This is a genomic window from Yoonia sp. KMU-150 (assembly GCF_056858355.1).
The window spans coordinates 1,056,834-1,079,830 of sequence record NZ_JBXEQF010000001.1; the positions used below are offsets into that span (position 1 = coordinate 1,056,834).

At 63.7% G+C, this 22,997-nt stretch carries 21 protein-coding genes; 12 read left to right on the forward strand and 9 right to left on the reverse strand.

Going from position 1 to position 22,997, the window contains the following annotated elements; all coding sequences use genetic code 11:
• Positions 1 to 13: 13 nt before the first annotated feature.
• Positions 14 to 1,489, reverse strand: coding sequence for an MORN repeat-containing protein (locus AC04PH_RS05090; protein WP_483064658.1), 1,476 nt, complete (start codon positions 1,487 to 1,489; stop codon positions 14 to 16).
• Between the two features lie 159 nt (positions 1,490 to 1,648).
• Here AC04PH_RS05090 and AC04PH_RS05095 point away from each other — a divergent pair, with 159 nt between their 5' ends.
• Positions 1,649 to 3,313: an NAD+ synthase gene (locus AC04PH_RS05095; protein WP_483064659.1), complete on the forward strand. Its 1,665-nt coding sequence runs from the start codon at positions 1,649 to 1,651 to the stop codon at positions 3,311 to 3,313.
• A gap of 304 nt (positions 3,314 to 3,617) precedes the next feature.
• Positions 3,618 to 4,046 carry a DUF1801 domain-containing protein gene (locus AC04PH_RS05100; RefSeq protein WP_483064660.1) on the forward strand — a complete coding sequence of 143 codons (429 nt, stop codon included), beginning with the start codon at positions 3,618 to 3,620 and terminating at the stop codon, positions 4,044 to 4,046.
• A 4-nt stretch (positions 4,047 to 4,050) separates the two neighbouring features.
• Here the strand turns inward: AC04PH_RS05100 and AC04PH_RS05105 are convergent, their stop codons facing one another.
• Positions 4,051 to 4,965, reverse strand: coding sequence for an MBL fold metallo-hydrolase (locus AC04PH_RS05105; RefSeq protein WP_483064661.1), 915 nt, complete (start codon positions 4,963 to 4,965; stop codon positions 4,051 to 4,053).
• Between the two features lie 139 nt (positions 4,966 to 5,104).
• Here AC04PH_RS05105 and gltX point away from each other — a divergent pair, with 139 nt between their 5' ends.
• Both gltX and AC04PH_RS05115 read left to right on the forward strand, forming a co-directional pair.
• Complete coding sequence (gene gltX / locus AC04PH_RS05110; protein WP_483064662.1) at positions 5,105 to 6,424, forward strand: glutamate--tRNA ligase; 1,320 nt, start codon at positions 5,105 to 5,107, stop codon at positions 6,422 to 6,424.
• An 89-nt stretch (positions 6,425 to 6,513) separates the two neighbouring features.
• A complete protein-coding gene (locus AC04PH_RS05115) occupies positions 6,514 to 7,902 on the forward strand; it encodes an MATE family efflux transporter (RefSeq protein ID WP_483064663.1) in 1,389 nt (462 codons plus the stop codon).
• On the opposite strand, the gene AC04PH_RS05120 is transcribed toward AC04PH_RS05115, so the two are convergent.
• The 3 genes from AC04PH_RS05120 to AC04PH_RS05130 are packed head-to-tail and all read right to left on the reverse strand — an operon-like array spanning position 7,899 to position 11,643.
• On the reverse strand, positions 7,899 to 8,459 hold the full coding sequence (locus AC04PH_RS05120) for a gamma-glutamylcyclotransferase family protein (protein WP_483064664.1): 561 nt from the start codon (positions 8,457 to 8,459) through the stop codon (positions 7,899 to 7,901). The two genes, AC04PH_RS05115 and AC04PH_RS05120, sit on opposite strands and share 4 nt — an antisense overlap.
• The gene (locus tag AC04PH_RS05125; protein ID WP_483064665.1) at positions 8,456 to 10,960 is read right to left on the reverse strand and encodes an ABC transporter permease; all 2,505 of its coding nucleotides are present in this window, start codon (positions 10,958 to 10,960) and stop codon (positions 8,456 to 8,458) included. The genes AC04PH_RS05120 and AC04PH_RS05125 overlap by 4 nt, the downstream gene beginning before the upstream one ends.
• Positions 10,957 to 11,643: an ABC transporter ATP-binding protein gene (locus AC04PH_RS05130; protein ID WP_483064666.1), complete on the reverse strand. Its 687-nt coding sequence runs from the start codon at positions 11,641 to 11,643 to the stop codon at positions 10,957 to 10,959. Before AC04PH_RS05130 ends, AC04PH_RS05125 begins: the two co-directional genes overlap by 4 nt.
• Between AC04PH_RS05130 and AC04PH_RS05135 the strand changes: the two genes are divergently transcribed.
• Genes AC04PH_RS05135 through AC04PH_RS05145 form a run of 3 tightly spaced genes read left to right on the forward strand, consistent with a single transcriptional unit; the run spans position 11,642 to position 13,160 of the window.
• Positions 11,642 to 12,328, forward strand: coding sequence for an arylesterase (locus tag AC04PH_RS05135; protein WP_483064667.1), 687 nt, complete (start codon positions 11,642 to 11,644; stop codon positions 12,326 to 12,328). The two genes, AC04PH_RS05130 and AC04PH_RS05135, sit on opposite strands and share 2 nt — an antisense overlap.
• Before the next feature lies 1 nt (position 12,329).
• Positions 12,330 to 12,917: an SOS response-associated peptidase gene (locus tag AC04PH_RS05140; RefSeq protein ID WP_483064668.1), complete on the forward strand. Its 588-nt coding sequence runs from the start codon at positions 12,330 to 12,332 to the stop codon at positions 12,915 to 12,917.
• A 39-nt stretch (positions 12,918 to 12,956) separates the two neighbouring features.
• Positions 12,957 to 13,160 carry a dodecin family protein gene (locus AC04PH_RS05145; protein ID WP_483064669.1) on the forward strand — a complete coding sequence of 68 codons (204 nt, stop codon included), beginning with the start codon at positions 12,957 to 12,959 and terminating at the stop codon, positions 13,158 to 13,160.
• Positions 13,161 to 13,227: 67 nt separating this feature from the next.
• On the opposite strand, the gene AC04PH_RS05150 is transcribed toward AC04PH_RS05145, so the two are convergent.
• On the reverse strand, positions 13,228 to 13,434 hold the full coding sequence (locus AC04PH_RS05150; protein ID WP_483064670.1) for a cold-shock protein: 207 nt from the start codon (positions 13,432 to 13,434) through the stop codon (positions 13,228 to 13,230).
• A gap of 246 nt (positions 13,435 to 13,680) precedes the next feature.
• Entirely contained in the window at positions 13,681 to 13,887 is a 207-nt protein-coding gene (locus AC04PH_RS05155) for a cold-shock protein (protein ID WP_483064671.1), read from the reverse strand.
• 357 nt (positions 13,888 to 14,244) lie between these two features.
• On the opposite strand from AC04PH_RS05155, the gene AC04PH_RS05160 reads away from it, so the two are divergent.
• Positions 14,245 to 14,766, forward strand: a complete 522-nt coding sequence (locus tag AC04PH_RS05160) for a PhnA domain-containing protein (RefSeq protein ID WP_483064672.1) — start codon at positions 14,245 to 14,247, stop codon at positions 14,764 to 14,766.
• 463 nt (positions 14,767 to 15,229) lie between these two features.
• Here AC04PH_RS05160 and ettA read toward each other — a convergent pair whose 3' ends face one another.
• On the reverse strand, positions 15,230 to 16,885 hold the full coding sequence (ettA, locus tag AC04PH_RS05165) for an energy-dependent translational throttle protein EttA (protein ID WP_483064673.1): 1,656 nt from the start codon (positions 16,883 to 16,885) through the stop codon (positions 15,230 to 15,232).
• An 18-nt stretch (positions 16,886 to 16,903) separates the two neighbouring features.
• Positions 16,904 to 18,742, reverse strand: a complete 1,839-nt coding sequence (locus AC04PH_RS05170) for a putative bifunctional diguanylate cyclase/phosphodiesterase (protein ID WP_483064674.1) — start codon at positions 18,740 to 18,742, stop codon at positions 16,904 to 16,906.
• Positions 18,743 to 18,877: 135 nt separating this feature from the next.
• Here AC04PH_RS05170 and mgrA point away from each other — a divergent pair, with 135 nt between their 5' ends.
• From mgrA to dacB, 4 genes are all read left to right on the forward strand, one after another.
• Complete coding sequence (gene mgrA, locus AC04PH_RS05175; protein ID WP_483064675.1) at positions 18,878 to 19,912, forward strand: L-glyceraldehyde 3-phosphate reductase; 1,035 nt, start codon at positions 18,878 to 18,880, stop codon at positions 19,910 to 19,912.
• Between the two features lie 39 nt (positions 19,913 to 19,951).
• On the forward strand, positions 19,952 to 20,770 hold the full coding sequence (locus tag AC04PH_RS05180; RefSeq protein ID WP_483064676.1) for a TolB family protein: 819 nt from the start codon (positions 19,952 to 19,954) through the stop codon (positions 20,768 to 20,770).
• Between the two features lie 64 nt (positions 20,771 to 20,834).
• Complete coding sequence (locus AC04PH_RS05185) at positions 20,835 to 21,428, forward strand: nicotinate-nucleotide adenylyltransferase (RefSeq protein WP_483064677.1); 594 nt, start codon at positions 20,835 to 20,837, stop codon at positions 21,426 to 21,428.
• A 69-nt stretch (positions 21,429 to 21,497) separates the two neighbouring features.
• On the forward strand, positions 21,498 to 22,994 hold the full coding sequence (gene dacB / locus AC04PH_RS05190) for a D-alanyl-D-alanine carboxypeptidase/D-alanyl-D-alanine endopeptidase (protein ID WP_483064678.1): 1,497 nt from the start codon (positions 21,498 to 21,500) through the stop codon (positions 22,992 to 22,994).
• Positions 22,995 to 22,997: the final 3 nt, after the last annotated feature.

The window sequence follows — 22,997 nt, forward strand, 5'->3', positions numbered from 1 at the left end:
GCAGCCCCCAGCGTCAGTTGCCTTCGCCGCCCTCCGGCACGACATCCGTATCCTCCGGCGCGCCGGGCGCCGTCGCATTGTCGAGCGCCTGCGCCGGGTCCTGCTCAAGCGCGCCGTCGTCCCAGTCGCCGCTGATTTCCTCGCCGGTGGCATAGCGCATCGTGCCTGCCCCCTGCCTGCGGCCCTTCACGAAACTGCCCTCGTATACGTCGCCATTGGCATAGGTCGCCACACCCACCCCGTCGATCTCGCCCTCGGACCACTGGCCTTCGTAGGTGAAGCCGTCAGGCAGGGTGATCTTGCCGGTGCCATGGCGCTGGCCGTCGACGAACTCCCCTTCATAGACGGTGCCATCGGCATAGGTCGCCACACCTTGCCCGTTGCGCTGCCCGTTGGCCCATTCGCCGTCATAGGTGTATCCGTCGGCATAGGTCATCTTGCCGCGCCCGTGGTTCTTGGCGTTCAGGAACTGCCCTTCGTACACCAGTCCGTTGGCGTAAACGGCTGTGCCGGTCCCGTTGATGACGCCGTTTTCCCACTCGCCGTCATAGCTCGATCCGTCCGTATAGGTGATCTTGCCGATCCCGTGGGCGAGGTCGGCGCGGAACGTGCCCTCGTAAACCGATCCGTCGGGGTAGGTCACGACACCGCGCCCGTCGATCTGCCCGTTCACCCAGGACCCAACGTATCGATACCCGTCTGTCCCGGTAAAGGTGCCCTGGCCGTGGCGGCGGTCGTCCTTGAAGCCGCCCTCGTAGACATCGCCGTTGGCATAGGTCACCTTGCCCACGCCGTCGCGCCGCCCGGCGACCAGATCGCCCTCGTAGATATCGCCGTTGGCCTGCACCAGACGGCTTTCGCCCTGGATCTGGCCCTCGACCCATGTGCCCGCAAAGACGGTGCCATCGGCGGCGGTCAGCGTGCCTTCGCCGTCACGCTCGCCCGCCTTCAGCGCGCCCTCGTAAACCGCGCCGTCCGGGTAGGTGATCCGCCCGATCCCTTCCTTGACGCCGTTCACCCAGGGCCCTTCGTAGATATACCCGTTCGGGCTGCGCATCGTGCCTTGCCCGTGGTGCATCGCGTTACGAAACTCGCCCTCGTAGGTCACGCCATTGGCGTAATTGGCGATGCCGCGTCCGGTGATGTTGCCGTCGACCCAGTCGCCCTCGTAGGTGCCGCCGTCAGCGAATGTGATCAGCCCGGTGCCTTCGGGCTTGCCGCGGGCAAAGGTGCCTTCGTAAACCGATCCGTTGGGGAAGGTGGCGATGCCGGTGCCGCGGATTTCGCCCTCGAACCACTCACCGGTGTATTCATAGCCGTTGGGCAGCCGGTAGGTGCCGGTGCCATGCTGCTTGCCGTTCAGGAACTCGCCTTCATAGACGCCACCGTCGTCGTATTGCTTGGTCTGCACCGTCTGGGCGAACGCCGGGGCGGCGCAGGTCGCCAGCATGGCCGCGATTGCAGCACTCTTGGTCCATCCAAAACTCATTGATCTTCCCCGGTTTGTCGTCAGCGTTGCGCCAATCTAGCGGGGCAGGCGGAGCGGGGCAACGCCTCATCGGGGCTTCGACCAGTGCGCCCCTGCGGCAATCCGCTTCCCCTCGGGCGTCAGTCTGCTACATCTTGCGCGCACGCACAGGATACGCCGATGACACAGACTTTTCGCCTGACACTCGCCCAGCTGAACCCGACCGTGGGCGATCTGGACGGCAATGCCGCCAAGGCCCGCGAGGCCTGGGAACAGGGCAAGGCGGCCGGTGCCGATATGGTGGCCCTGCCCGAGATGTTCATCGCGGGCTATTCGACGCAGGATCTGGTGATGAAGCCGGCCTTTGTAATCGCGGCGATGGACCGGATCGCGCAACTCGCCACCGATTGTGCGGACGGCCCGACGCTGGCCATCGGCGGGCCGTATGTGGAGGGCGTGCGGCGTTACAACGCCTACTACATCTGCCGCGGTGGCGAGATCGTCGCGCGTCAGCTCAAGCACTTCCTGCCCAACTACAACGTCTTCGACGAGGTGCGGCAGTTCAACCGCGGTGCCATCCAGGGGCCTTACGCGATCCCTGACGGCCCGCGCATCGGCTCGCCGATCTGCGAGGATGCCTGGTATCCTGACGTGGCCGAGGCAATGGTCGAATCCGGTGCCGAAATCCTGGTGGTGCCCAACGGCTCGCCTTACCGGAAGGGCAAGTTCGACGTGCGGATGAACAAGATGGTCGCCCGGGTCACCGAAAACGATGTGCCGCTGGTCTATGTCAACATGGTCGGCGGACAGGACGATCAGGTCTTCGACGGCGGTTCTTTCGTGCTGAACCCCGGTGCAAAGCTGGCAGTGCAACTGCCGCTTTTCGACGAAATGGTCCATCACGTCGATTTCGACCGGACGGATGACGGCTGGCGCGCCCGCCCCGGCGTGATGGAAGTCTTCCCTGACGATCTGGAAAAAGACTACCGCGCCATGGTCGAATCCCTGCGCGACTATATGCGCAAGACCGGGTTCAAGAAGGTGCTGCTGGGTCTGTCCGGTGGGATCGACAGCGCCATCGTGGCGACTATCGCCGCCGATGCGCTTGGCCCCGACGACGTGCGCTGCGTAATGCTGCCGTCGGAATACACGTCGCAAGCCTCGCTGGACGATGCGCAGGCGGTAGTCGATGCGCTGGGCTGCGACTACGACACGGTGCCGATCGCACAGGCGCGCCGCGCGATCACGCAAACGCTGGCACCGCTGTTCGACGGGCTGGACGAGGACCTGACAGAGGAAAACATCCAGTCCCGCCTGCGCGGCTTGCTGCTGATGGCGCAGTCGAACAAGTTCGGCGAAATGCTCCTGACCACCGGCAACAAGTCAGAAGTCGCGGTGGGCTACGCCACGATCTACGGCGACATGGCGGGCGGCTACAACCCGATCAAGGATATGTACAAGACGCGGGTGTTCGACACCTGCCGCTGGCGCAACGCCAACCATCGCCCGTGGATGAAGGCCCCGGCGGGAGAGGTGATCCCCACCACGATCATCGACAAACCCCCCAGCGCCGAATTGCGCCCCGATCAAAAGGACAGCGACAGCCTGCCGCCCTACGACGTGCTGGACGGGATTTTGAAGATGCTGGTGGACGGGGACAAATCCGTCGCCGATTGCGTGGCCGCCGGGTATGACCGCGAGATGGTCAAGCGTGTGGAGCATTTGATCTACATCAGCGAGTACAAGCGGTTCCAGTCCGCCCCCGGCACGCGGCTGACCGACCGGGCATTCTGGCTCGACCGGCGCTACCCCATCGTGAACCGCTACCGCGACGAAAGCGGGTGACGCTGTTTCAACGGCTTGAAAGCATGTATCACTTTTTCCGAGGATCCACCGCCCGGCGGCATGCCGGGCAGCGCCTGACTTCCCCACGGGAAGGCGCTTCACGCCTCCCCGAAGTCAGGCGTTGCCCTTCCTGGCAAGCGAAGGCTCTGCAGATCAGCCGGCATTTTTCACCCAATGATTAACGCCACTGGCGTGTTTGTCCGGTGACGCGCTGTGCACGCCCGGTGCACGGGGTGTGACAGGCGGTTTTGTCGTGGCAGGCGTCTGTGTTAACCATGACCTGAATATCAGGAAAGTGTCCGCCATGGCCGAAAACAAAACCCGGGTGACAGAGCAAAGCGTCGCCGATTTCATCGCATCGGTGGACCACCCCGTGCGTCGCGCCGACGCCGAAACGCTGGACGCGCTGATGCGCGACGAAACCGGCTGGACCCCGCAGATGTGGGGGCCGTCGATCATCGGCTACGGATCCTATGACTATACCTATGAAAGCGGCCGGTCGGGCACGTTTCTGGCCACCGGCTTCAGCCCGCGCAAGGCGAACACGGTGCTCTATATCATGCCCGGCTATGCCGATCTGCAAAGCTATCTCGACCGGTTGGGCAAGCACAAGATCGGAAAATCGTGTCTCTATATCAACAAGTTGGCGGATGTCGATCTGGGCGTTGTGCGCGAACTGGTCCGCGCGGGTTTGACCGACCTTGCAACGCGCTGGCCGGTCAAACCTAGTTGAGCCGCTACATCAACTGATAGCTGTGCGGCACGTAACGAAAGCTGCCCTCGCCGCCTGCCTCGATGTAACCCATGCCGGGAAACGGCATGTGGTAGCCGATCAGTGGAATACGGTCGGCCGCGGCCATACCCATGATCCGCTTGCGGGTCTCTGCCGCAGCCGCCTTGTCCTGATCGAACCGGACCTCCCAATCGGGGTAAGCCACTGACCAGACGTAATGATTTGCGGTATCGGCCATCAGGAAAAGCTGCTTGCCGCCGCTCTCCAGCATATAGCCCATATGCCCCGGCGTGTGCCCGAACGCCGCCACGGCCGTCACACCCGACCGCACCGCATCGCCATCGCCGACAAAGCTCATCTTTTCGGCCAAGGGTCTGACCTTGTTGTCGAATCCCTCGTTCTCCATTGCGGCCCAGGCGTCAAACTCCACCTGACCTGTGACATAGGCCGCGTTGCCGAAGGTCTCTGCGCCGCTGTCGTCGGTCAGCCCGCCGATATGATCGCCGTGCATGTGGGTCAGCACGACATGCGTGACCTGATCTGCGGTGTAACCCGCCGCCTCCAGCGCGCTCAGCAACCCGCCCGCGTTCAGCCCGGTATCGAACAGGATCACCTCTGACCCGGTGTTCACGACCGTCGGCGTAAAGAAGAACTGTGCCGCATCAGTGCCGATAAAATTGGCTTCACTGACCTCCTCGAAGGTCGCGTCGTCGACGTTCAAGCCAAAGATTTCATGGGGATTTTCAACCGGGCGGTTTCCTGCCAGCAGAGTCGTGACCTTGAAATCGCCCAGCACGAAATCGCGGTGCGTCGGCATCGTACCGGCGGTGTGGCCGTCTGCCTGCGCCGACCCGGCGAGCGTTGCACCCAGCGGCAGGGCCGCCCCTGACAGCAGGGTTTGGCGACGTGTGAGTTTCATCTGCGTATCCTCCATTATGTTGTCCTTGCGATAACAGTAGCGCCCGCAGCATCCCTGACCATGAACGCTTGCGTGATATCGCCCATGTGGACAAACGCCCGCCGCCGTGACAAAGCAGCGTTTCAGATCGGAGAGCCCCATGACCACAACCCGTTTCGCCCCGTCGCCCACCGGCTGGATCCATATCGGCAACCTGCGTGCCGCATTGTTCAACTATGCGATTGCCCGGCAGAACGACGGCGAATTCATCCTGCGCATCGACGACACCGACCCGGAGCGGTCCAAGGAAGTATACGTGCAGGGGATCAAGGACGATCTGACTTGGCTGGGCCTGACCTGGGACCGGGTGGAGCGGCAGTCGGCGCGCATGGCACAGTATCACGAGGCCAAGCAGCGCCTGATCGACATGGGCCGTCTTTACGAGTGTTTCGAGACGCCGACAGAGCTTGACCTCAAGCGCAAGAAGCAACTGAACATGGGCAAACCGCCGGTCTATGACCGTGCGGCGATGAACCTGTCGGAAGCGGAAAAGGACGCGCTGCGCGCCGAACGCGGATCGCACTGGCGTTTCAAGTTGAAGCACGAGCGGATCGAGTGGGAAGACGGCATCATCGGGGATATTTCCATTGACGCGGCCTCCGTTTCCGATCCCGTGCTGTTCAAGAACGACGGGCAAATCCTCTATACGCTCGCGTCCGTCGTGGACGATGTGGAATTCGGCATCACGGACGTGGTGCGCGGGTCGGATCACGTCACCAACACCGCCACGCAAATCCAGATCATCGAGGCGCTGGGCGGGGCCGTGCCGCGTTTCGCGCACCACTCGCTGTTGACCGGCCCGCAGGGCGAGGCGCTGTCGAAACGCCTTGGCACGCTGGCGCTGCGCGATCTGCGCAAGAGCGGGGTTTCGCCCTTCGCGATCCTGTCGCTCATGGCGCGGCTGGGGTCGGCCGATCCTGTGGAATTGCGGACATCTGTCGCCGACGTTGTGGCGGGGTTCGACCTGTCGAAATTTGGCTCCGCACCGACGAAATTCGATGCAGAGGACCTCTGGCCGTTGACGGCCCGCTATCTGGGCACGCTGACGCACGTGGACGTGGCGGACACACTGAAAGACGCCGGCGTTCCCGATGATTTAGCCCCGGCCTTCTGGCAGGCGGTGCGCGACAACATCACCAAGCTGGACGATGTCGAGGGTTGGTGGGCGCTGTTCCGTGATGGGGCTACTCCGCAAGTGGCGGGCGAGGACCGCGCATTTGTCGCACAGGCGTTTGATATGCTGGGCGAGCCGCCTTATGCCGACGATACCTGGTCGACATGGACAAGTGCCGTGAAGGACGCGACGGGCCGCAAGGGCAAGGGGCTTTTCATGCCGCTGCGGCTGGCGGTCACCGGCAAGCAGCGCGGGCCGGAGATGGCGGATGTGATGCCTTTGTTGCAGAAAAAGCCGTCACTCTGACCGAACCGAACATGACGACACCGTCAGCCGACGATTGACGGGGCGCGCGAAACGTGGTCGCCTGCCGCGTTCCGCGAAAGGTGCCGCAGATGTCCGAGACCCAGGCCAAATTCGTGACCGGCAATCTGTTCCGGCACATCACGGTGATGTCGCTGACGGCGTCCGTCGGGTTGATGGCGGTCTTTGCGGTCGACTTTATCGACATGATCTTCATCGCGATGCTGGGCAAGGCGGAACTTGCGGCGGCCATCGGCTATGCCGGGGCGATCCTGTTTTTCACGACCTCATTCGGGATCGGCATGGCGATTGCGGCGGGCGCACTGGTAGCGCGGGCGTTAGGGGCGGGCGATTCCGTGCTGGCACGCCGCCGTGCCACCAACGCGCTGATCTGGGGTGTGGTGTTCAGTACTGTATTCGCTGCGCTCGTCTGGATGAACCTTGGCACGCTGTCGCGCCTGATGGGGGCCAGCGGAGAGACGCTGGATCTGTCGGTCAGTTACCTGCGGATCATCGTGCCGTCGCTGCCGTTCCTGATGGTCGGCATGGTCGGCGGGGCGATCCTGCGGGCGCATGGCGATGCGCGCCGGGCGATGATGGCGACGCTCTATGGCGGGCTGATGAATGCCGTGCTCGATCCGATCCTGATCTTTGGCCTTGATCTGGAACTGACGGGTGCGGCGCTGGCCAGCGTGGCGGCGCGGATGGTCATCGCCGCCACGGCGCTGTTGCCGCTGATCCGGCATTACGGCGGGTTCGACAGGCCGACGTGGCAGACGCTGACGGTGGATCTGCAGCCTGTCGCAATCATCGCCTTCCCCGCGATCCTGACGCAACTGGCGACCCCCATCGGACAGGCCTACGTCACCCGATCCATGGCGGCCTATGGCGAGGATGCGGTGGCCGGCATGGCTATCGTCGCGCGGATCACGCCGGTGGCGTTCGGCGTGATCTTTGCGATGTCGGGGGCGGTCGGGCCGATCATCGGACAGAATGCGGGGGCGGGTTCGCCCGACCGGGTGCGCGGCGCGTTCCGCGACGGTTTGATCTTTACCGGTTTGGTCGTCGTCTTGATGTCGCTCCTGCTGTTCCTGCTACGCCCCGCGCTGCAGGCGCTGTTCCAGCTGGACGGTTTGGCGCTGACGCTGGTGTTCCTGTTCGCGGGTCCGCTGTCGCTGCTCTTCTTCTTCAACGGCGTGATTTTCGTGGCGAACGCGGCATTCAACAATCTGGCGCATCCGTTCTATTCGACCTGGGTGAACTGGGGGCGGCACACTTTGGGCACCGTGCCTTTCGTGCTGCTGGGGGCCGCGTGGTTCGGCGCACCGGGCGTGCTGATCGGGCAGGCGGTTGGGGGTGCTGTCTTTGCGCTGATCGCCTTCATGCTCGCGCGGCGGGTCATGGCGGCACAGACAACGCCGGATGAACAGCCCTTCGGGCGGCAAAGCCGGTTGCTGCAACTCCTGCACCTGCGCCGCTAGGGCGTGTGATCCAGCAATGTCAGGTCCATCCCGGCGATCGCGGCATCGACCAGCACGGTTTCTTCTGCCCTCAGTTTTTGCGCCCGCGGATAAAGCGGTGCCTCGCGGTCGTTCAGCACGGGCCGGTCCCAGCCGTCCGTCGTCGCAAAAAAACCGGCGACGCCCTTGGCCCCGTAAAGCTGATGAAATCCCTGCACGACCACATCAAGATAGCTGAGCAGGATCGGGTAGGGGCCGGTGGGTGGCGTTTCGTTCTGCCCCGTCACCTCGTAGATCGCCAGCGGCGTGCCTGATTGCGGGTTGGTGACGGTCTGCCGCGTGTAGCCCGCCTCGCGCGCATCGAGCGCGCGCCAGTCGCCCGCGGGAACAGAGGCCACGACACCGTCGATCAGGCCATTCGGTTCAGCGGTGACCGACAGCGTGGCCTTTTGCGCATGGTGGTTCGTGTCGCGCCAGACGCGCCGCCAGCCGGGCAGGCGGCAAGGGCGCGGGTTTTCGTAGATATGCGTCGCCAGATTGACGAGACTGCCGTAACCGAAGAACTGTGGATCGGTCATTCGCGCGCCCTCAGCACCTGTGCGGGTTTGGCGCCCAGCGGGCGGATGGCAAAGGCCAGACCGGCGAGCAGAGACGCGGCGATGCCGCCGCCGATGATCAGCAGGGCGTTGGACCAGACCACGCTGAACGAGGTTTCCATGATGTAGGTCGATACCGCCCAACCGCCGAGGATGCCCGCGCCCAGCGCCACCACACCCGCCGCCAGCCCGAGCAGGGCGGCGCGCAGGGCGAAACTGGCCATGATGCGGGCGCGCGAGGCACCTAGCGTCTTGAGCACGGCGGCCTCGTAGGTGCGGCTGCGCTCGCCCGCCGCCGCCGCCCCGATCAGCACCAGAAAACCGGCGAGCAGGGTCACCAATGCGCCGTAGCGCGTGGCCTGCGCGATCCCGCCGACAATGACGACGACCTGGTCGATGGCGTCGCGAATGCGGATTGCCGTGATGTTGGGATAGGCGCTGCCGAGGTCGCGCAGGATCTGCGCTTCGGCCTCCGGTTCGGAATAGACGGTCGAAATCCAGCTGTGCGGTGCACCCGCCAGCGCGCCCGCGTTCATCGCCAGTACGAAACCGATGCCCGCATCCTCGAAACTGACCTCGCGAAAGCTGCTGACCGTGCCGGTGATATCGCGGCCCAGGATATTCACGGTCATCACGTCGCCGATGGACAGGCCCATTTCCGCGGCCTCCTCTGCCGAAAAGCTGATCAGCGGCGGGCCGTCGTAATCTGCGGGCCACCATTCGCCTGCGGTGATGATCGTGCCGTCGGGGATTGTGTCGGCATAGGTGATGCCGCGGTCGCCCGTGACGACCCAGTGGTTGTCGGCAAAGGTTGCCGCGTCCTGATCGTTGATCGTCGTGATGATGCCGCGCAGCATAGGTGCGGTTTCGAAATCGGTCACGGCGGGATCGCTTTCCAGCCGTTCGGTATAGCCCGCGATCTGGTCCGGCTGGATGTCGACGAAGAAATAGCTGGGCGCGTCCTGCGGCAGTTCCTCGGTAAAGGCGCGGCGCAGGTTGCTGTCGATCTGGCCCACGGTTGCAAGTACCGCCAGCCCCAACCCCAATGAAAGCACGACGGACACTGTTTCGCCCGACCGGTCACCCATGGCACCCAATGCCCAGCGCAGGATCGGACGCCCCCGGGCCGGGCGTTTGCCGCGCCGGGCGATCAGGCGGACGAGCGTCGCGGCGAACACGAGGATCGCCAGCGCCGCGACGATGCCGCCGGTGGTCCAGAGGGTTAGGAATGCATTGCCAGAAAACCAGATCGCGGCCCCGACGAGCAATGCAAGCAGCACGGCGGTCGCAATCAGGTAGCGCATGGCGGGCAGGCTGCGGCTGCTGCCTAGTGCGTCGCGGAACAGGGTGGCGGCGCGGACTTCCTCGGTGCGGGCGAGTGGCCAGAGCGTGAAGATCAGCGCGGCGAGGATGCCGTAGAGTGCCGCCTCTGCCAGCGGGCGGACCTGCAGCGTGAATTCCGCTGGGATCGGCAGGCGCGCCTCGATCAGAGGAGCGGCGAGGAGCGGCACACCGGCCCCCAGCACCAGCCCGATGGCGACGCCGATCAGGGTCAGCAGACCGACCTGCAGGAAATAGGTCAGAAAGATCGTGCGCCGCGTGGCCCCCAGCGTTTTGAGTGTGGCGATGGTGCCTGTCTTGCCCGCAAGATAGGCGCGCACGGCAGCCGATACGCCGACACCGCCCACGGCAAGCCCGCTGAGGCCCATCAGGATCAGGAACGCGCCGATCCGGTCCACGAACCGTTCGGTGCCGCCCGCACCGCGCCTGCTGTCGCGCCACCGCAAACCGCTGTCCTTGAACTGGGTCTCGGCGCTGTCTTCCAATGCTTGCAGATCAGCATCTTCCGGCAGGTCGAGCCGGTATTGTGTGGAAAACAGCGTGCCTTCCACGATGAGACCGGAGCCTTCCAGATCGGAGGTCAGCACTATGCTGCGCGGGCCAAGGCCGAAACCGGCGGCGGCGTTGTCGGGGTAGCGTTCCAGCACGGCGCGCAGAGTGAACTGCTGTTCGCCAAGGCTGACCGTATCGCCGGGTTTCAGGCCGAGACGGTCGACGAGCAGCCGTTCCATGACAAGGCCCCGGTCGGCGAGCGCCGTATCGAGCGGCATGGCGGGTTCGAGCGTCACTTGCCCGACGAGCGGATAAAAACTGTCGACGGCTCGCACCTGTGTCAGGGCGCGGTCTTCGCCTGCCACCACCATGGAGCGGAAATCGACGGTTTCCGATACCGTATCGGCGATGCTTTCCATCCACGCGCGTTCATCGTCGCGAGCAAAGCGGTAGGTGTATTCGACCTCTGCATCGCCGCCCAGCAACGCCGCACCCTCGCGTTCCAGACCGGCCTGAATGCCCGCGCGCACGGTGCCGACGGCAGCGATCGCGGCGACTCCCAGCGCCAGACAAGCGAGAAACACGCGGAATCCGCGCAGGCCGCCGCGCAGCTCCCGCCGGGCGAAGGTTGCGGCGAGACGCAGGCTCATGCCGCTTCGGTTGCGGTGTCGACGCGCCCGTCGCGCAGGCGGATCACCCGGTCGCAGCGCTGCGCCAGCGATGCCGCGTGCGTCACCATGATCAGCGTGGCCCCGTGCCTGTCGCGCAGACCGAACAGCAGGTCGATGATCGCGGTGCCGTTGGCCTCGTCCAGATTGCCTGTCGGCTCGTCCGCGAGCAGGATCGACGGGCGCGGGGCGGATGCGCGGGCCAATGCGACGCGCTGCTGTTCGCCGCCCGACATTTGGGCGGGGTAGTGGCCTGCGCGATGGGCCAGACCCACCGCCTCCAATTCGGCCTCGGCCCTGTCGAACGCATCCTTCACACCCGCCAGTTCCAGAGGCGTCGCCACGTTTTCCAGCGCCGTCATCGTGGGGATCAGGTGGAAGGATTGGAAAACGACCCCCATGTGATCGCGGCGAAACCGAGCAAGACCGTCCTCGTCCCGCGCTGTCAGATACTCACCCAACGCGGTCACCGTGCCAGCCGTCGCCTGCTCCAGCCCACCCATGACCATCAGCAGCGAGGATTTGCCGGAGCCGCTCGGCCCGACCAGCCCAAGGATCTCGCCGCGCGTGACGTCGAGCGAAATGTCGTGCAGAATATCGACAACCCCGGCGTTGCCATTCAGCGAAAGCGACACATCTGAAAGGGACAGAACAGGAGCGGACATGGTTATGACTTTCAGCGCGGCGGTTGCATCTGGATATGGGGTTCTACGCGCGGTGCGCAACCTTGGTTTTGTCTTTGTGCTGGGCGCGCAAGTGGCGCAGGCGGAAACGGTCGTGATCGCCGCACTGGGCGACAGCCTGACGGCAGGCTACGGCTTGCCCACAGCGGACGGGTTCGTGCCGCAGTTGCAGGACTGGCTGGACGACGCAGGCGTCGACGCCGAGGTGCGCAATGCCGGTGTGTCGGGCGATACGACGGCGGGCGGGCTGTCGCGCACCGAATGGACGCTGACGCCGGATGTCGATGCGATGATCGTGGCGCTGGGCGGTAACGATTACCTGCGCGGCCTCGATCCGGCGGTAAGCCGACAGAACCTGCGCGCGATCCTGGAAAAGGCAGAGGCTGCTGACGTTGATGTGCTGCTCGTCGGGTTGGTCGTCGGCGGCAACTACGGGCTGGACTACAAGGCGGCGTTCGAAGGCATGTATCGCGATTTGTCATCCGAATTCGACACGGCCTATGTCCCAAGCTTCTTTGCCGGGTTGTCGGCGGCGGCCGGAATGCAGGAAGGCGTGTCGGAGTTCATGCAGGCCGATGGCATCCACCCGAACGCCGAAGGGGTCGACGTGATCGTCGGTGCGCTGGGGCCTGCTGTCGCGGAGCTTGCCCGGACGGCGGCAGACTGACATGCCGGGGCGGCTGTTCCTGACGCGCGATCTGGAGTTGCCCGGCATCGTGCAGCCGCCGCGCCACAATATCGCACCGGGTCAGGAGGTCGTGACGCTGACGACGGATGGTCCGCGCATGATGCGTTGGGGCATGATCCCGGTCGGGCGGGTGAACGCGCGTGGCCGCCCGGTGATGGAGACGATCGTCAACGCCCGGTCGGAGACCGTTTTCGACAAAAGCGCCTTTGCCGATGTGCAGCACTGCGTCGTCCCGGTGGATGGCTGGTACGAGTGGACGGGCAAGACGCGCCGGAAAACGGCGTGGCGGATCAGCCACAAGGACGGTGCACTGCTGTATTTCGCTGCAATCTACGACGTCTGGCGTGCGCCCGGAGGGACCGAAGTCGCACAGGTCGCCACCGTGACCTGCCCACCGTCGGCGGATGTGCGCGATATCCACCATCGGATGGGCGTGATTTTGCGCGAAGATCAGATCGCCGTGTGGTGCGCCGGCGATCCCGATACCTGCAAGCCGCTGATGCAGCCGTTTCCCGACGGGCAACTGGTGGTCGCGCCCGCAACCGAGGTGGACTGGAACGGACCCTGACCCTAGGGTGTTAATCTCAAACACACAGGAGGACCAACCATGTCAGTCGCAAAAGTCACGGAGATCATTTCTTCATCCACCAAGTCGTTCGACGACGCCGTCGAGAACGGGATCGAACGCGCGTCCAAGTCGCTCAAGGCGATCCGCAACGCATGGGTCGCCGACCAGAAGGTGACCGTGGATAACGGCAAGATTTCCGAGTACCGGGTGATCCTGAAGGTGACGTTCGTGCTGGAAGACTAGGACGCACAGCCACCGGAACGCAAAAAGGCGCAGTCACCTGCGCCTTTTTTGTTGGCCGAAATTTACCTCAGGCGAGGGCGAGGTTGACCGCGCTTTCGCGCCCGTCGCGCCCGGCCTCGATGTCGAAAGTGACCTTCTGGTCATCGTTCAGACCGGTCAGCCCCGACCGTTCGACCGCAGAAATATGGACGAAAACGTCTTTCGAACCGCCGTCTGGCGCGATGAATCCGTATCCCTTGGTGGCGTTGAACCATTTGACAGTGCCTGAAGCCATGTCGATCTTCCTTCATTCTGACCGCTCGCGTGATTGCAGCGGGCTGGCTTACATTCCTGGATCGAAGGACTGTGCCGGATGAAGGTGCAGTGGTCGATAGAGGTAACGTCGCGTCAACATGCTACTTCCGATTGCACCGGAAATCAATAAATCCGCTGCACTCGGGTCAGGTCGCTAAGCCGTTACCAGCCAATAAAAAAGGGTGCCCGCGCACGGACACCCCAAAATCGTCAAGTCTGAAAAGACTTAGGCCAGTGCGAGATTCACAGCCGACTCGCGGCCGTCACGGCCTGCTTCGATGTCGAATGTGACCTTCTGGTCGTCTTTCAGGCCGGTCAGGCCGGAACGCTCGACTGCGGAGATGTGGACGAACACGTCCTTGGAGCCGCCGTCGGGAGCGATAAAGCCGAAGCCTTTGGTAGTGTTGAACCATTTCACGGTGCCAGTAGCCATCGTGTGTCTTCCTTATATAGGACTGCCCGCATCGTGCGGCAGCTTGGCGTAGTCAGTGCTAGATCGAGAGACTGTGGCCGATAAGGAGAACAGTGGTCGAGATAGGTAACGTCTGCACTGCGCATATGGGGGCTGCGGGATGCGAACGCAAGGTAAATCGCAGGTCCCGCCTGTGGCAGGCGGAACGCTGCTTGTCATGGTCGGCCTAGAAAATGATGTAGGCGAGGATGATGATCGGGATCGGGATGCCGATCAGCCAGGCAAGTATGCCTTTCATGGGAGGCTCCTGTTTGTTACGGCGTTGCTGGATGAACGCGGCAACAGGCCCGGCGTTCCGCTGGTTCGGGAAAGTTGGCGATGCGTTGGGATGAACTGATGGACCGCGCGGGCGGCGTTTGCGAGTTTTGCGGCGCGGTTGAAGGGCTGAAATCCGTCGACGTGACGGAGGTGGATCAGGCGCTGCTTTGCCCCGCCTGCCGCGGCGAGGTGCCGGTCGACGCCGCCCATTGGCGCTGCCTCGAAGGGGCGGCTTGGTCGGTGGACCCCGGTGTGCAGATCGCCGTCTGGCGCAAACTGGGCGAGATCGGCGAGGCCTGGGCCGTCGAAACCCGCGCAAACATGATGATGGAGCCAGACGTGCTGGCCCGCGCCGAAGGGCAGGCGGAAGTCGTGCATCTGGACGCGCACGGCATGCGGCTGGACCATGGCGATACGGTGGTTTTGGTGAAAGACCTGGTGGTCAAGGGCGCCGGGTTCACCGCCAAACGCGGCACGGCGGTGCGCGGGATATCACTGGTGCCGGATGATGCGGGACAGATCGAGGGGAAGGTCGACGGCCAGCGGATCGTGATTTTGACGGAGTTTGTGAAGCGGAAGTGAGAAGGGCGGTCCGAAGACCGCCCAACGTCTAGAGTACGAAACTCAGGATCGTCAGTACGAGCGCGATAGTTCCAACAATGTTGTCATAACTCACTCGTCCCTTCAGCTTGGTAAAGTACCGCATGGCGTTAGCCTTTAAGCGATGCTCGACCGGTCGAGCGATTTCATACGCTCAGTAGATTATACTGCCCTTTATAGCAGTTCAGGCTAACCCTATGATCACTCGGGCATGCCTTGGCGGAAGACCCCCCGGATTGAGTCACTCGCTCCGGACCCTCCTTAGCTACGCCCGGCTACAGGCTCACACAGCGCCGCTAAGCACTTCCAAATTCGCGGACTGGAATTGCATTGTTCCTTACGGAATTGCTCATCTGCCCAACAATCGGCACAGCCGATCTCCCTTGACATAACCGATGTGGGCGTAAGGAAAAGATATTTCAATGCCCCCTAAAAAGAAACATCTCTATCGCACAAACTTCTTGTGCTTCATCCGTTTCGGCTCCATCGCGTCCGCACCGAGCCGACGTTTTTTATCCTCTTCGTAGTCTTCGAAGTTGCCCTGGAACCATTCCACATGCGCGTCGCCTTCGAACGCGAGGATATGTGTGCAGATGCGGTCGAGGAAGAAGCGGTCGTGGGAGATGACCACGGCGCAGCCGGCGAAGGTGGTCAGCGCGTCTTCCAGCGCGCGCAGGGTTTCGACGTCCAGATCGTTCGTCGGTTCGTCGAGCAGCAGAACGTTGCCGCCTGATTTCAGCAGTTTGGCCATGTGCACGCGGTTGCGTTCACCACCCGACAGCAGGCCGACCTTTTTCTGCTGATCGCCGCCCTTGAAGTTGAAGGCGGAGCAATAGGCGCGCGAGTTCATCGACGCATCGCCCAGTTCGATAATCTCTGCGCCGCCGGTGATCTCTTCCCAGACGGTCGCATCGGGCGACAGGGCATCGCGGGACTGGTCGACGTAGGACAATTTGACCGTGTCGCCATATTCCACCGACCCTTCGTCGGGCTGCGCCTGTCCGGTCAGCATGGAGAACAGCGTGGATTTACCCGCGCCGTTCGGGCCGATCACGCCGACGATGCCGCCGGGGGGCAGATCGAACGACAAATCCTCGATCAACAGCTTGTCGCCCATCGCCTTTTTGAGGTTCTCGACCGCGATCACCTTTGACCCCAAGCGCGGACCGTTGGGGATGATGATCTGGGCGCGGCCCATTTTTTCGCGCTCTGACTGGTTGGCCAGATCGTTATAGGCGCTGATCCGGGCCTTGGATTTGGCCTGACGTGCCTTTGCCCCCTGCCGCATCCATTCCAGTTCCCGCTCCAGCGTGCGTTGTTTGGACTTGTCCTCTTTCGCCTCGCGCTCCAGCCGCTTGGCCTTGGCCTCCAGCCACGATGAATAATTACCCTCGTGCGGGATGCCCGACCCGCGGTCGAGTTCGAGGATCCAGCCGGTGATCGCATCGAGGAAGTACCGGTCGTGGGTGACGATCAGGATCGTGCCCTTGTAGTCGATCAGGTGCTGTTGCAGCCAGGCGATGGTTTCCGCGTCGAGGTGGTTGGTCGGCTCGTCCAGCAGCAGCATGTCGGGCGCTTCGAGCAGCAGCTTGCAAAGCGCCACGCGGCGTTTTTCACCGCCCGACAGGGTTGTGACATCCGCATCGTCAGGGGGGCAGCGCAGGGCCTCCATCGACACGTCGATCTGCGCGTCGAGATCCCAGAGGTTCTGCGCGTCGATCTCGTCCTGCAGCTTCGCCATCTCGTCGGCGGTTTCCTCGGAATAGTTCATCGCCAACTCGTTGTAGCGGTCGAGGATCGCCTTTTTCGGCGCCACGCCCAGCATCACGTTCTCGCGCACGGTCAGACCGGCATCGAGTTCGGGTTCCTGCGGCAGATAGCCCACGCGCGCGCCCTCGGCGGCCCATGCCTCGCCGGCGAAATCCTTGTCCTGACCTGCCATGATCCGCATCAGCGTGGACTTACCCGTGCCGTTCACGCCGACGACGCCGATTTTCACCCCAGGCAGAAAGTTCAGCCGGATGTTTTCGAACACCTTTTTCCCGCCGGGATAGGTTTTCGACACACCGTCCATGAAATAGACAAACTGATAGCTGGCCATTGCTTGCTCCGCTCGGGTTCAGAAATTCTCCCCTAGATAGCGACGGCGTGGGACCGGGGCAATTGCCGAATTTTCAAGCTGCGGCATCAGGTCAGGGCGGGTTTGCAGCCAGGCTATTGTTTCATCGCGCGGCATCGGTTTGGCGATCCAGTAGCCCTGGACCGTGGTACCGCCCATACGCAGTAGAGCCGCAGCTTCCTGTGCGTTTTCAATGCCTTCCGTTACCACATAAAGGCCAAGATCGTTGCACAGGTCAAGGATCATCGCGATGATCTTGGCGTCGGTCCCACCGTCGGTGATTTTGCTGGTCATGCTGCGGTCGATCTTCACGCCGCTGATCGCCAGTTGCGCGAGATGGGCAAGGCCGGCGTGCCCGGTGCCGAAGTCGTCCAGCAATGTAGTGAAGCCATGCCGTTGCAGGGTGCTCAGCGTCTCGATCAGCGGGGTCGATTGCGCGGTGTTGTGGAACACCACCGTTTCAAGCACCTCGATCACGATGTCCTGCGGCTCCACCTGCTGCTGCGCCAGTTGACCCAACAGGCGCGCCGTGAATTCGGGATGGCGCAGCAGGTCGGCGGAGCAGTTGAACCCGACGCGGATCCGGTGGAACGCCGTGCGTGTCAAGGCCGATTTCAGGGAGATTGCAGCCGACATCGCGCCAAAGTCGATCTCGGGCATCAGGCCCAGCCGGCGCGCGAGCGGCAGAAACCGGTCCGGCGGGATCAGACCCAGCCGCGGATGCTGCCACCGCACCAGCGTTTCCATCCCCTTGATCTGACCGGTGGCGAGCGACATCGTCGGCTGAAAAAAGTAGCTGAGTGCGTCCTCGGCGACCGCATGCGACAGTTCTTCGGCCAGCTGGACCTCCTGCGCGTGGCGGGCGTGCAGGTCGTGGTCATAGGCCACGACCCGGCCCGTGCCCTGTCGCTTGGCATTGGACAGCGCAAAATCGACCCGGCGCAGCATGTCGTCGGCGTCGGTCGTGGCCTCATCCGCCAGTGCCGCGCCGATGCACACCTGACCGGTCAGCACGACGGAGCCCGCGTTCAATGGCTGCCCGATGGCCTGGGCGAGGGCGGCCCCGAGGATCTGCAATTCGGCCAGCGACCCGATGTCGGGACAGGCCACGACAAATTCATCGCCGCCGATCCGTGCCGCGAAGTCGCCCGTGCGCATCGTGTTCTGCAACTGGCGTGCGACATGGGTCAGCATCGTGTCGCCCGCCGCATGACCGTGCTGATCGTTGAGACCCTTGAAGTTGTCCAGATCGATCTGGATCAGCCCCAGTGCCGCGTCGCTCTCCCCCTCAAGCTGACGGTCGAGGTAATCGATCAGCGCCGCTCGATTGGCCAGACCTGTGAGCGGGTCATAGCAGGCGAGGCGCGCCAGATCGGCAGAGGTCTGCTGCAACTGCCGGTCCTTGAGCACTTGCGCGCTGACATCGCGACATACAAGAATGACGACCCAGGTGCCGTCGGCATATCGGTGAAAAGACGGGTTGATCTGGTTCCAGAACAGCGATCCGTCCTTGCGCCGGTTCCGGAACAACGCAAGCCGCGCGGCTGACGGATCGTGCGGATCGTAGCGGAAATCGGCGATGGCCCTTGCTGTCGGCGTTTCATCCACAGGCAGGCAGAACGACAGCGGGTTGCGTCCCAAGATTTCGGATGCGTCGTACCCCATCAGCGCGCAATAGGCCGGGTTGGCCCAGAGGATCGTTCCGTCCAGCGCCTGCACCAGCATCCCGTCACTGGCGTATCGCCCGACCATACGCTCATGCTCGGCCGTTCGTGCGCAGCACCTACCGTCATCGCCGTCACCCGGCGGTTCGATCTGGTCGGTCACATGGTCTTGCACGAATTGGTCGCTGTGTTGAGAAGGTGCTTTCCTTGGTTAGCGGGCAGAAGTTCAGGAATGATTGACGACAAATGCCGCCCGTTTGACATCACGCCTGAGTGGTGCGTTTCTGAAGCCCGCAACAAGGAGACCATCATGACCTACGCGCCCGATCCCGACCGCTATGACCGCATGATCTACCGACGGTGTGGCCGGTCGGGGCTGAGGTTGCCGGCGGTGTCGCTGGGGCTGTGGCACAACTTCGGTCACGATACCCCGCACGAGACGAAGCGGGATATCTGCCTGACCGCTTTCGATCACGGTATCACGCACTTCGATCTGGCCAACAACTACGGCCCGCCGCCGGGGTCCGCCGAACATGCCTTCGGGTCGATCCTGCGCGAGGACCTGATGCCTTACCGGGACGAGCTGATCATCAGTTCCAAGGCGGGATACGGTATGTGGCCGGGGCCGTATGGCGAATGGGGCAGTCGGAAATACCTGATCGCGTCCTGCGATCAGTCGCTGAAACGGATGGGTCTGGATTATGTCGATATCTTCTACTCCCACCGCTTCGACCCCGACACGCCATTGGAAGAGACGATGGGCGCGCTCGACACGATCGTGCGGTCTGGCCGCGCGCTCTACGCCGGGATTTCCTCCTACAATACCGAACGCACCCGCGAAGCCGTGGCGATCCTGAACGATCTGGGCACGCCATGTGTAATCCATCAGCCATCGTACAATATGCTGAACCGCTGGGTCGAACGCGACGGGCTGAAGGATGCACTTGCCGAACTCGGCGTCGGCTCCATCGCCTTCACACCTTTGGCGCAGGGCATGCTGACCAAGAAATATCTGGGCGGTATTCCGGATGGGTCACGGGCCAGCCAGAACAAATCGCTGTTTCCCGAAATGCTGACCGACAAGGCCATCGCCAACATCCGCAAGCTGAACGAGATCGCGGAGGCGCGCGGGCAGACGCTGGCGCAGATGGCAATCGCCTGGGTGCTGCGCGACGGCGGCATCACGACCGCCTTGATTGGGGCTTCGAAAGCATCGCAAGTCGTCGACTGTGCCGGTGCGATCAATAACCTGACCTTCACTGCAGGGGAACTGGCCGAAATCGACACATACGCAGACGAGGAGCAGATCAACCTCTGGGCGCAATCCGCCGAACTCGATGACTGAGGCAGCGCGCAACCGGATGCGGCCCCATGGTCCCCTGCGATGATCAGCGAGCTGTGCATCTGCGACCTGAACGGTGCCGTCGACGTTATTTTGCGCCACGAGGGCCATATCGAGGCGCCGAACTGGCACCCGGGCGGCTTCCTGATCGTGAACGGCGACGGCAGGCTATACCGAGTGCCCCTGGACGCACCGGCACTGCAGATCATCGACACGGGCTTTGCCACCTCCTGCAACAACGACCACGGGGTCTCGCCCGACGGGACGCGGCTGGCGATCTCGGACAGCAGCCGGACGGACGGGTCCTGCATCTATACGCTGCCTGTATCGGGCGGCCAGCCCGAAAGGGTGACCGAAGCGGTGCCGTCATGGTGGCACGGCTGGTCGCCGGATGGGGGGCGGATCGCCTATGTGGGCGCGCGCGGCGACGATGTCGTCAGGCTTTACACGTCCGGGGTGAGCGGTGCGGACGAGACCTGCCTGACCCGCGGGTTCACGCATGTCGACGGCCCCGACTACACGCCGGACGGTGCCTATATCTGGTTCAACGGCGAGACGGCGCAGGGCGTCGATCTGTGGCGCATCGCCCCCGACGGCGGCGCACCGGAACGGATGACCGACGGCGAAACCGTCGACTGGTTCCCACATCCATCGCCTGACGGGGCGCATATCCTCTATCTTTCCTACCCACCGGGAACGCCCGGACACCCCGGAGACCGCGATGTCGCGCTGTGTCTGATGCCTGCGCGCGGCGGGGCGTCCCGGGTGCTGACCCGGCTGCGCGGCGGGCAGGGCACGATCAATGTGCCGTGCTGGGCACCCGACAGCAGACGGTTCGCGTTCATGCGCTACCTGACCTGACGGGTTTACTTTTACCTGTCTGCCGGTGTTTGTCGGACGGCAACGGAAGTGGAGAAATGCAACGGTGCAGGGCTTGCCGACAGCACGTCCCGGTCAGGTGATCGGATTGCTGGGGGGATCGTTCGATCCCGCCCATGCAGGCCATGTGCATATCACCAAGGCGGCCCTGTCGCGCTTCGCACTGGATCGTGTGTGGTGGCTGGTCAGCCCCGGCAATCCGCTGAAGGCCCGCGGCCCGGCCCCCTTGCCCGAACGGATGCAGGCGGCGAAGGCCGTGATGCAGGACCCGCGTGTGACGGTCACGGATGTGGAACGGCAACTTGGCACGCGCTATACCGCGCAGACGCTCAAGGCGCTGATGCGGCGTTACCCGGGTGTGCGCTTCGTCTGGCTGATGGGGGCCGACAATCTGGTGCAGTTCCACCGCTGGCAGGACTGGCGCTGGATCATGCAGAACGTGGCCGTCGGTGTGCTGGCGCGCCCCGGTGACCGGTTGCCCGCCCGGTTGTCGATGGCGGCGCGTGCCTTTCGGGGCGCGCGGATCAGGGGCCGGGCCGCTGCGGCGCTGGGGCGTCATCCGACCCCGGTCTGGTGCTTCATCAACCTGCCGATGTCGCCGCAGTCCTCCAGCGCGATCCGCGCGCGGGGTGAATGGTGAACACACGGCCGCTCAAAGCCGCGTGCGGGCCGTTGCCCCCGCTCCGCGCATCTGATTAATGTCGCGACCATGTCCAGTCGCCTGACCCGCCGCGCCCTTCTGTCGTCCGCCCTGACCAGCGTGGCGACGCTCGCCCTTGCCGAGGCTCCGCTTACGTCGCTGCGCCCGGTCGCCAGACCCGGCAGCGATCTGCCGATCCTCGCCCGCGTCAGCACGGCCGAAATGCTGGCCGAGGCCGATCTTGGCGGCACGGTCGGGTTCGTCGTGGCCGATGCCCGCACCGGAGAGGTGCTCGAGACCACCGATGGCGAGGTGGCGCTGCCGCCTGCCTCGGTGACGAAGGCGGTGACCGCGCTCTACGCGCTCGAAAGCCTTGGCCCCGATTTCCGGTTTCGCACCCGCGTTCTGGCGACGGGTCCCATCAGCGACGGCGTGCTGGACGGCGATCTGATCCTTGCCGGCGGCGGTGACCCCAATCTTGTGACCGACGAGCTGGTCGCCCTCGTGGCCAACCTGAAAGCCAGCGGGTTGCGCGAAGTAAAGGGCGATTTCCACGTCTGGGGCGGCGCGCTGCCTTACCTCGACGAGATCGACGAGGAGCAGGCCGACCATCTTGGCTACAACCCGGCGATCAGCGGATTGAACCTGAATTTCAACCGCGTGCATTTCGAATGGAAACGGCAGGGCGGCCGCTATGACGTCGCGATGGATGCCCGTGGCGAAACCGTACGGCCGCGCGCCTATACCAGCCGGATGCAGGTCATCGACCGGCGCGTGCCGGTCTATACCTACCGTCAGGAAGACAACATCGACGAATGGACGGTGGCGCGCGGCGCGTTGGGCGATGCGGGATCGCGCTGGCTGCCGGTGCGCAATCCACGGCTATATGCCGGTGACGTGTTCCAGACGCTCGCCCGGGCGCAGGGGATCGTGCTGAAGAACCCCCGGATCGTCGACGCGCTGCCCACCGCGACCGAGATTGTCGGTCACGACAGCGCCGGTCTGCGCGCGATGATGCGCGCGATGATGCTCTATTCGACGAACATCACCGCAGAGGGTGCCGGGCTGATGGCCACGGCGGAGCGTGCGGGAGAGGTGCGCGGACTGCGCACATCCGCCATCGGCATGACGCAGTGGGCGCGGTCCCGGGCCGGGATCACGGCGACGTTCGCCGATCATTCCGGGCTGAGCGATCAATCCGCGATATCGGCACAGGACATGGTCACCCTGCTGACTGCCGAGGGGGCGGAGACGATCCTGCGCCCGATCATGAAATGGATACCCATGACCGATGCGGAGCGGCGCGACATCCCCGATTTCCCGGGCGAAGTGCGTGCGAAGACCGGAACGCTCAATTTCGTCACGACGCTGGCGGGTTACGTGCGGACGGCCAGCGGCCGCGATCTGGCCTTTGCGATTTTCGCGGCAGAGCCGGAGGCGCGCGCCCGCGGCAAACTGTCGGACGACGACCAGCCACCGGGGGCCGCAGGCTGGAACCGCAGGGCACGTCGCCTGCAGCAGCGCCTTTTACAACGCTGGATTTTGCTTTACGGCGAGGAAAGCTAGGCT

Coding starts and splice junctions, on each gene's coding strand:
- AC04PH_RS05150 (WP_483064670.1), bottom strand. CDS start 13,434: ATGGCTTCAGGCACTGTCAAATGGTTCAACGCCACCAAGGGATACGGA.
- mgrA (WP_483064675.1), top strand. CDS start 18,878: ATGACCTACGCGCCCGATCCCGACCGCTATGACCGCATGATCTACCGA.
- ettA (WP_483064673.1), bottom strand. CDS start 16,885: ATGGCCAGCTATCAGTTTGTCTATTTCATGGACGGTGTGTCGAAAACC.
- AC04PH_RS05115 (WP_483064663.1), top strand. CDS start 6,514: ATGTCCGAGACCCAGGCCAAATTCGTGACCGGCAATCTGTTCCGGCAC.
- AC04PH_RS05100 (WP_483064660.1), top strand. CDS start 3,618: ATGGCCGAAAACAAAACCCGGGTGACAGAGCAAAGCGTCGCCGATTTC.
- dacB (WP_483064678.1), top strand. CDS start 21,498: ATGTCCAGTCGCCTGACCCGCCGCGCCCTTCTGTCGTCCGCCCTGACC.
- AC04PH_RS05155 (WP_483064671.1), bottom strand. CDS start 13,887: ATGGCTACTGGCACCGTGAAATGGTTCAACACTACCAAAGGCTTCGGC.
- gltX (WP_483064662.1), top strand. CDS start 5,105: ATGACCACAACCCGTTTCGCCCCGTCGCCCACCGGCTGGATCCATATC.
- AC04PH_RS05120 (WP_483064664.1), bottom strand. CDS start 8,459: ATGACCGATCCACAGTTCTTCGGTTACGGCAGTCTCGTCAATCTGGCG.
- AC04PH_RS05145 (WP_483064669.1), top strand. CDS start 12,957: ATGTCAGTCGCAAAAGTCACGGAGATCATTTCTTCATCCACCAAGTCG.
- AC04PH_RS05180 (WP_483064676.1), top strand. CDS start 19,952: ATGATCAGCGAGCTGTGCATCTGCGACCTGAACGGTGCCGTCGACGTT.
- AC04PH_RS05125 (WP_483064665.1), bottom strand. CDS start 10,960: ATGAGCCTGCGTCTCGCCGCAACCTTCGCCCGGCGGGAGCTGCGCGGC.
- AC04PH_RS05105 (WP_483064661.1), bottom strand. CDS start 4,965: ATGAAACTCACACGTCGCCAAACCCTGCTGTCAGGGGCGGCCCTGCCG.
- AC04PH_RS05095 (WP_483064659.1), top strand. CDS start 1,649: ATGACACAGACTTTTCGCCTGACACTCGCCCAGCTGAACCCGACCGTG.
- AC04PH_RS05135 (WP_483064667.1), top strand. CDS start 11,642: ATGGTTATGACTTTCAGCGCGGCGGTTGCATCTGGATATGGGGTTCTA.
- AC04PH_RS05090 (WP_483064658.1), bottom strand. CDS start 1,489: ATGAGTTTTGGATGGACCAAGAGTGCTGCAATCGCGGCCATGCTGGCG.
- AC04PH_RS05160 (WP_483064672.1), top strand. CDS start 14,245: ATGCGTTGGGATGAACTGATGGACCGCGCGGGCGGCGTTTGCGAGTTT.
- AC04PH_RS05130 (WP_483064666.1), bottom strand. CDS start 11,643: ATGTCCGCTCCTGTTCTGTCCCTTTCAGATGTGTCGCTTTCGCTGAAT.
- AC04PH_RS05140 (WP_483064668.1), top strand. CDS start 12,330: ATGCCGGGGCGGCTGTTCCTGACGCGCGATCTGGAGTTGCCCGGCATC.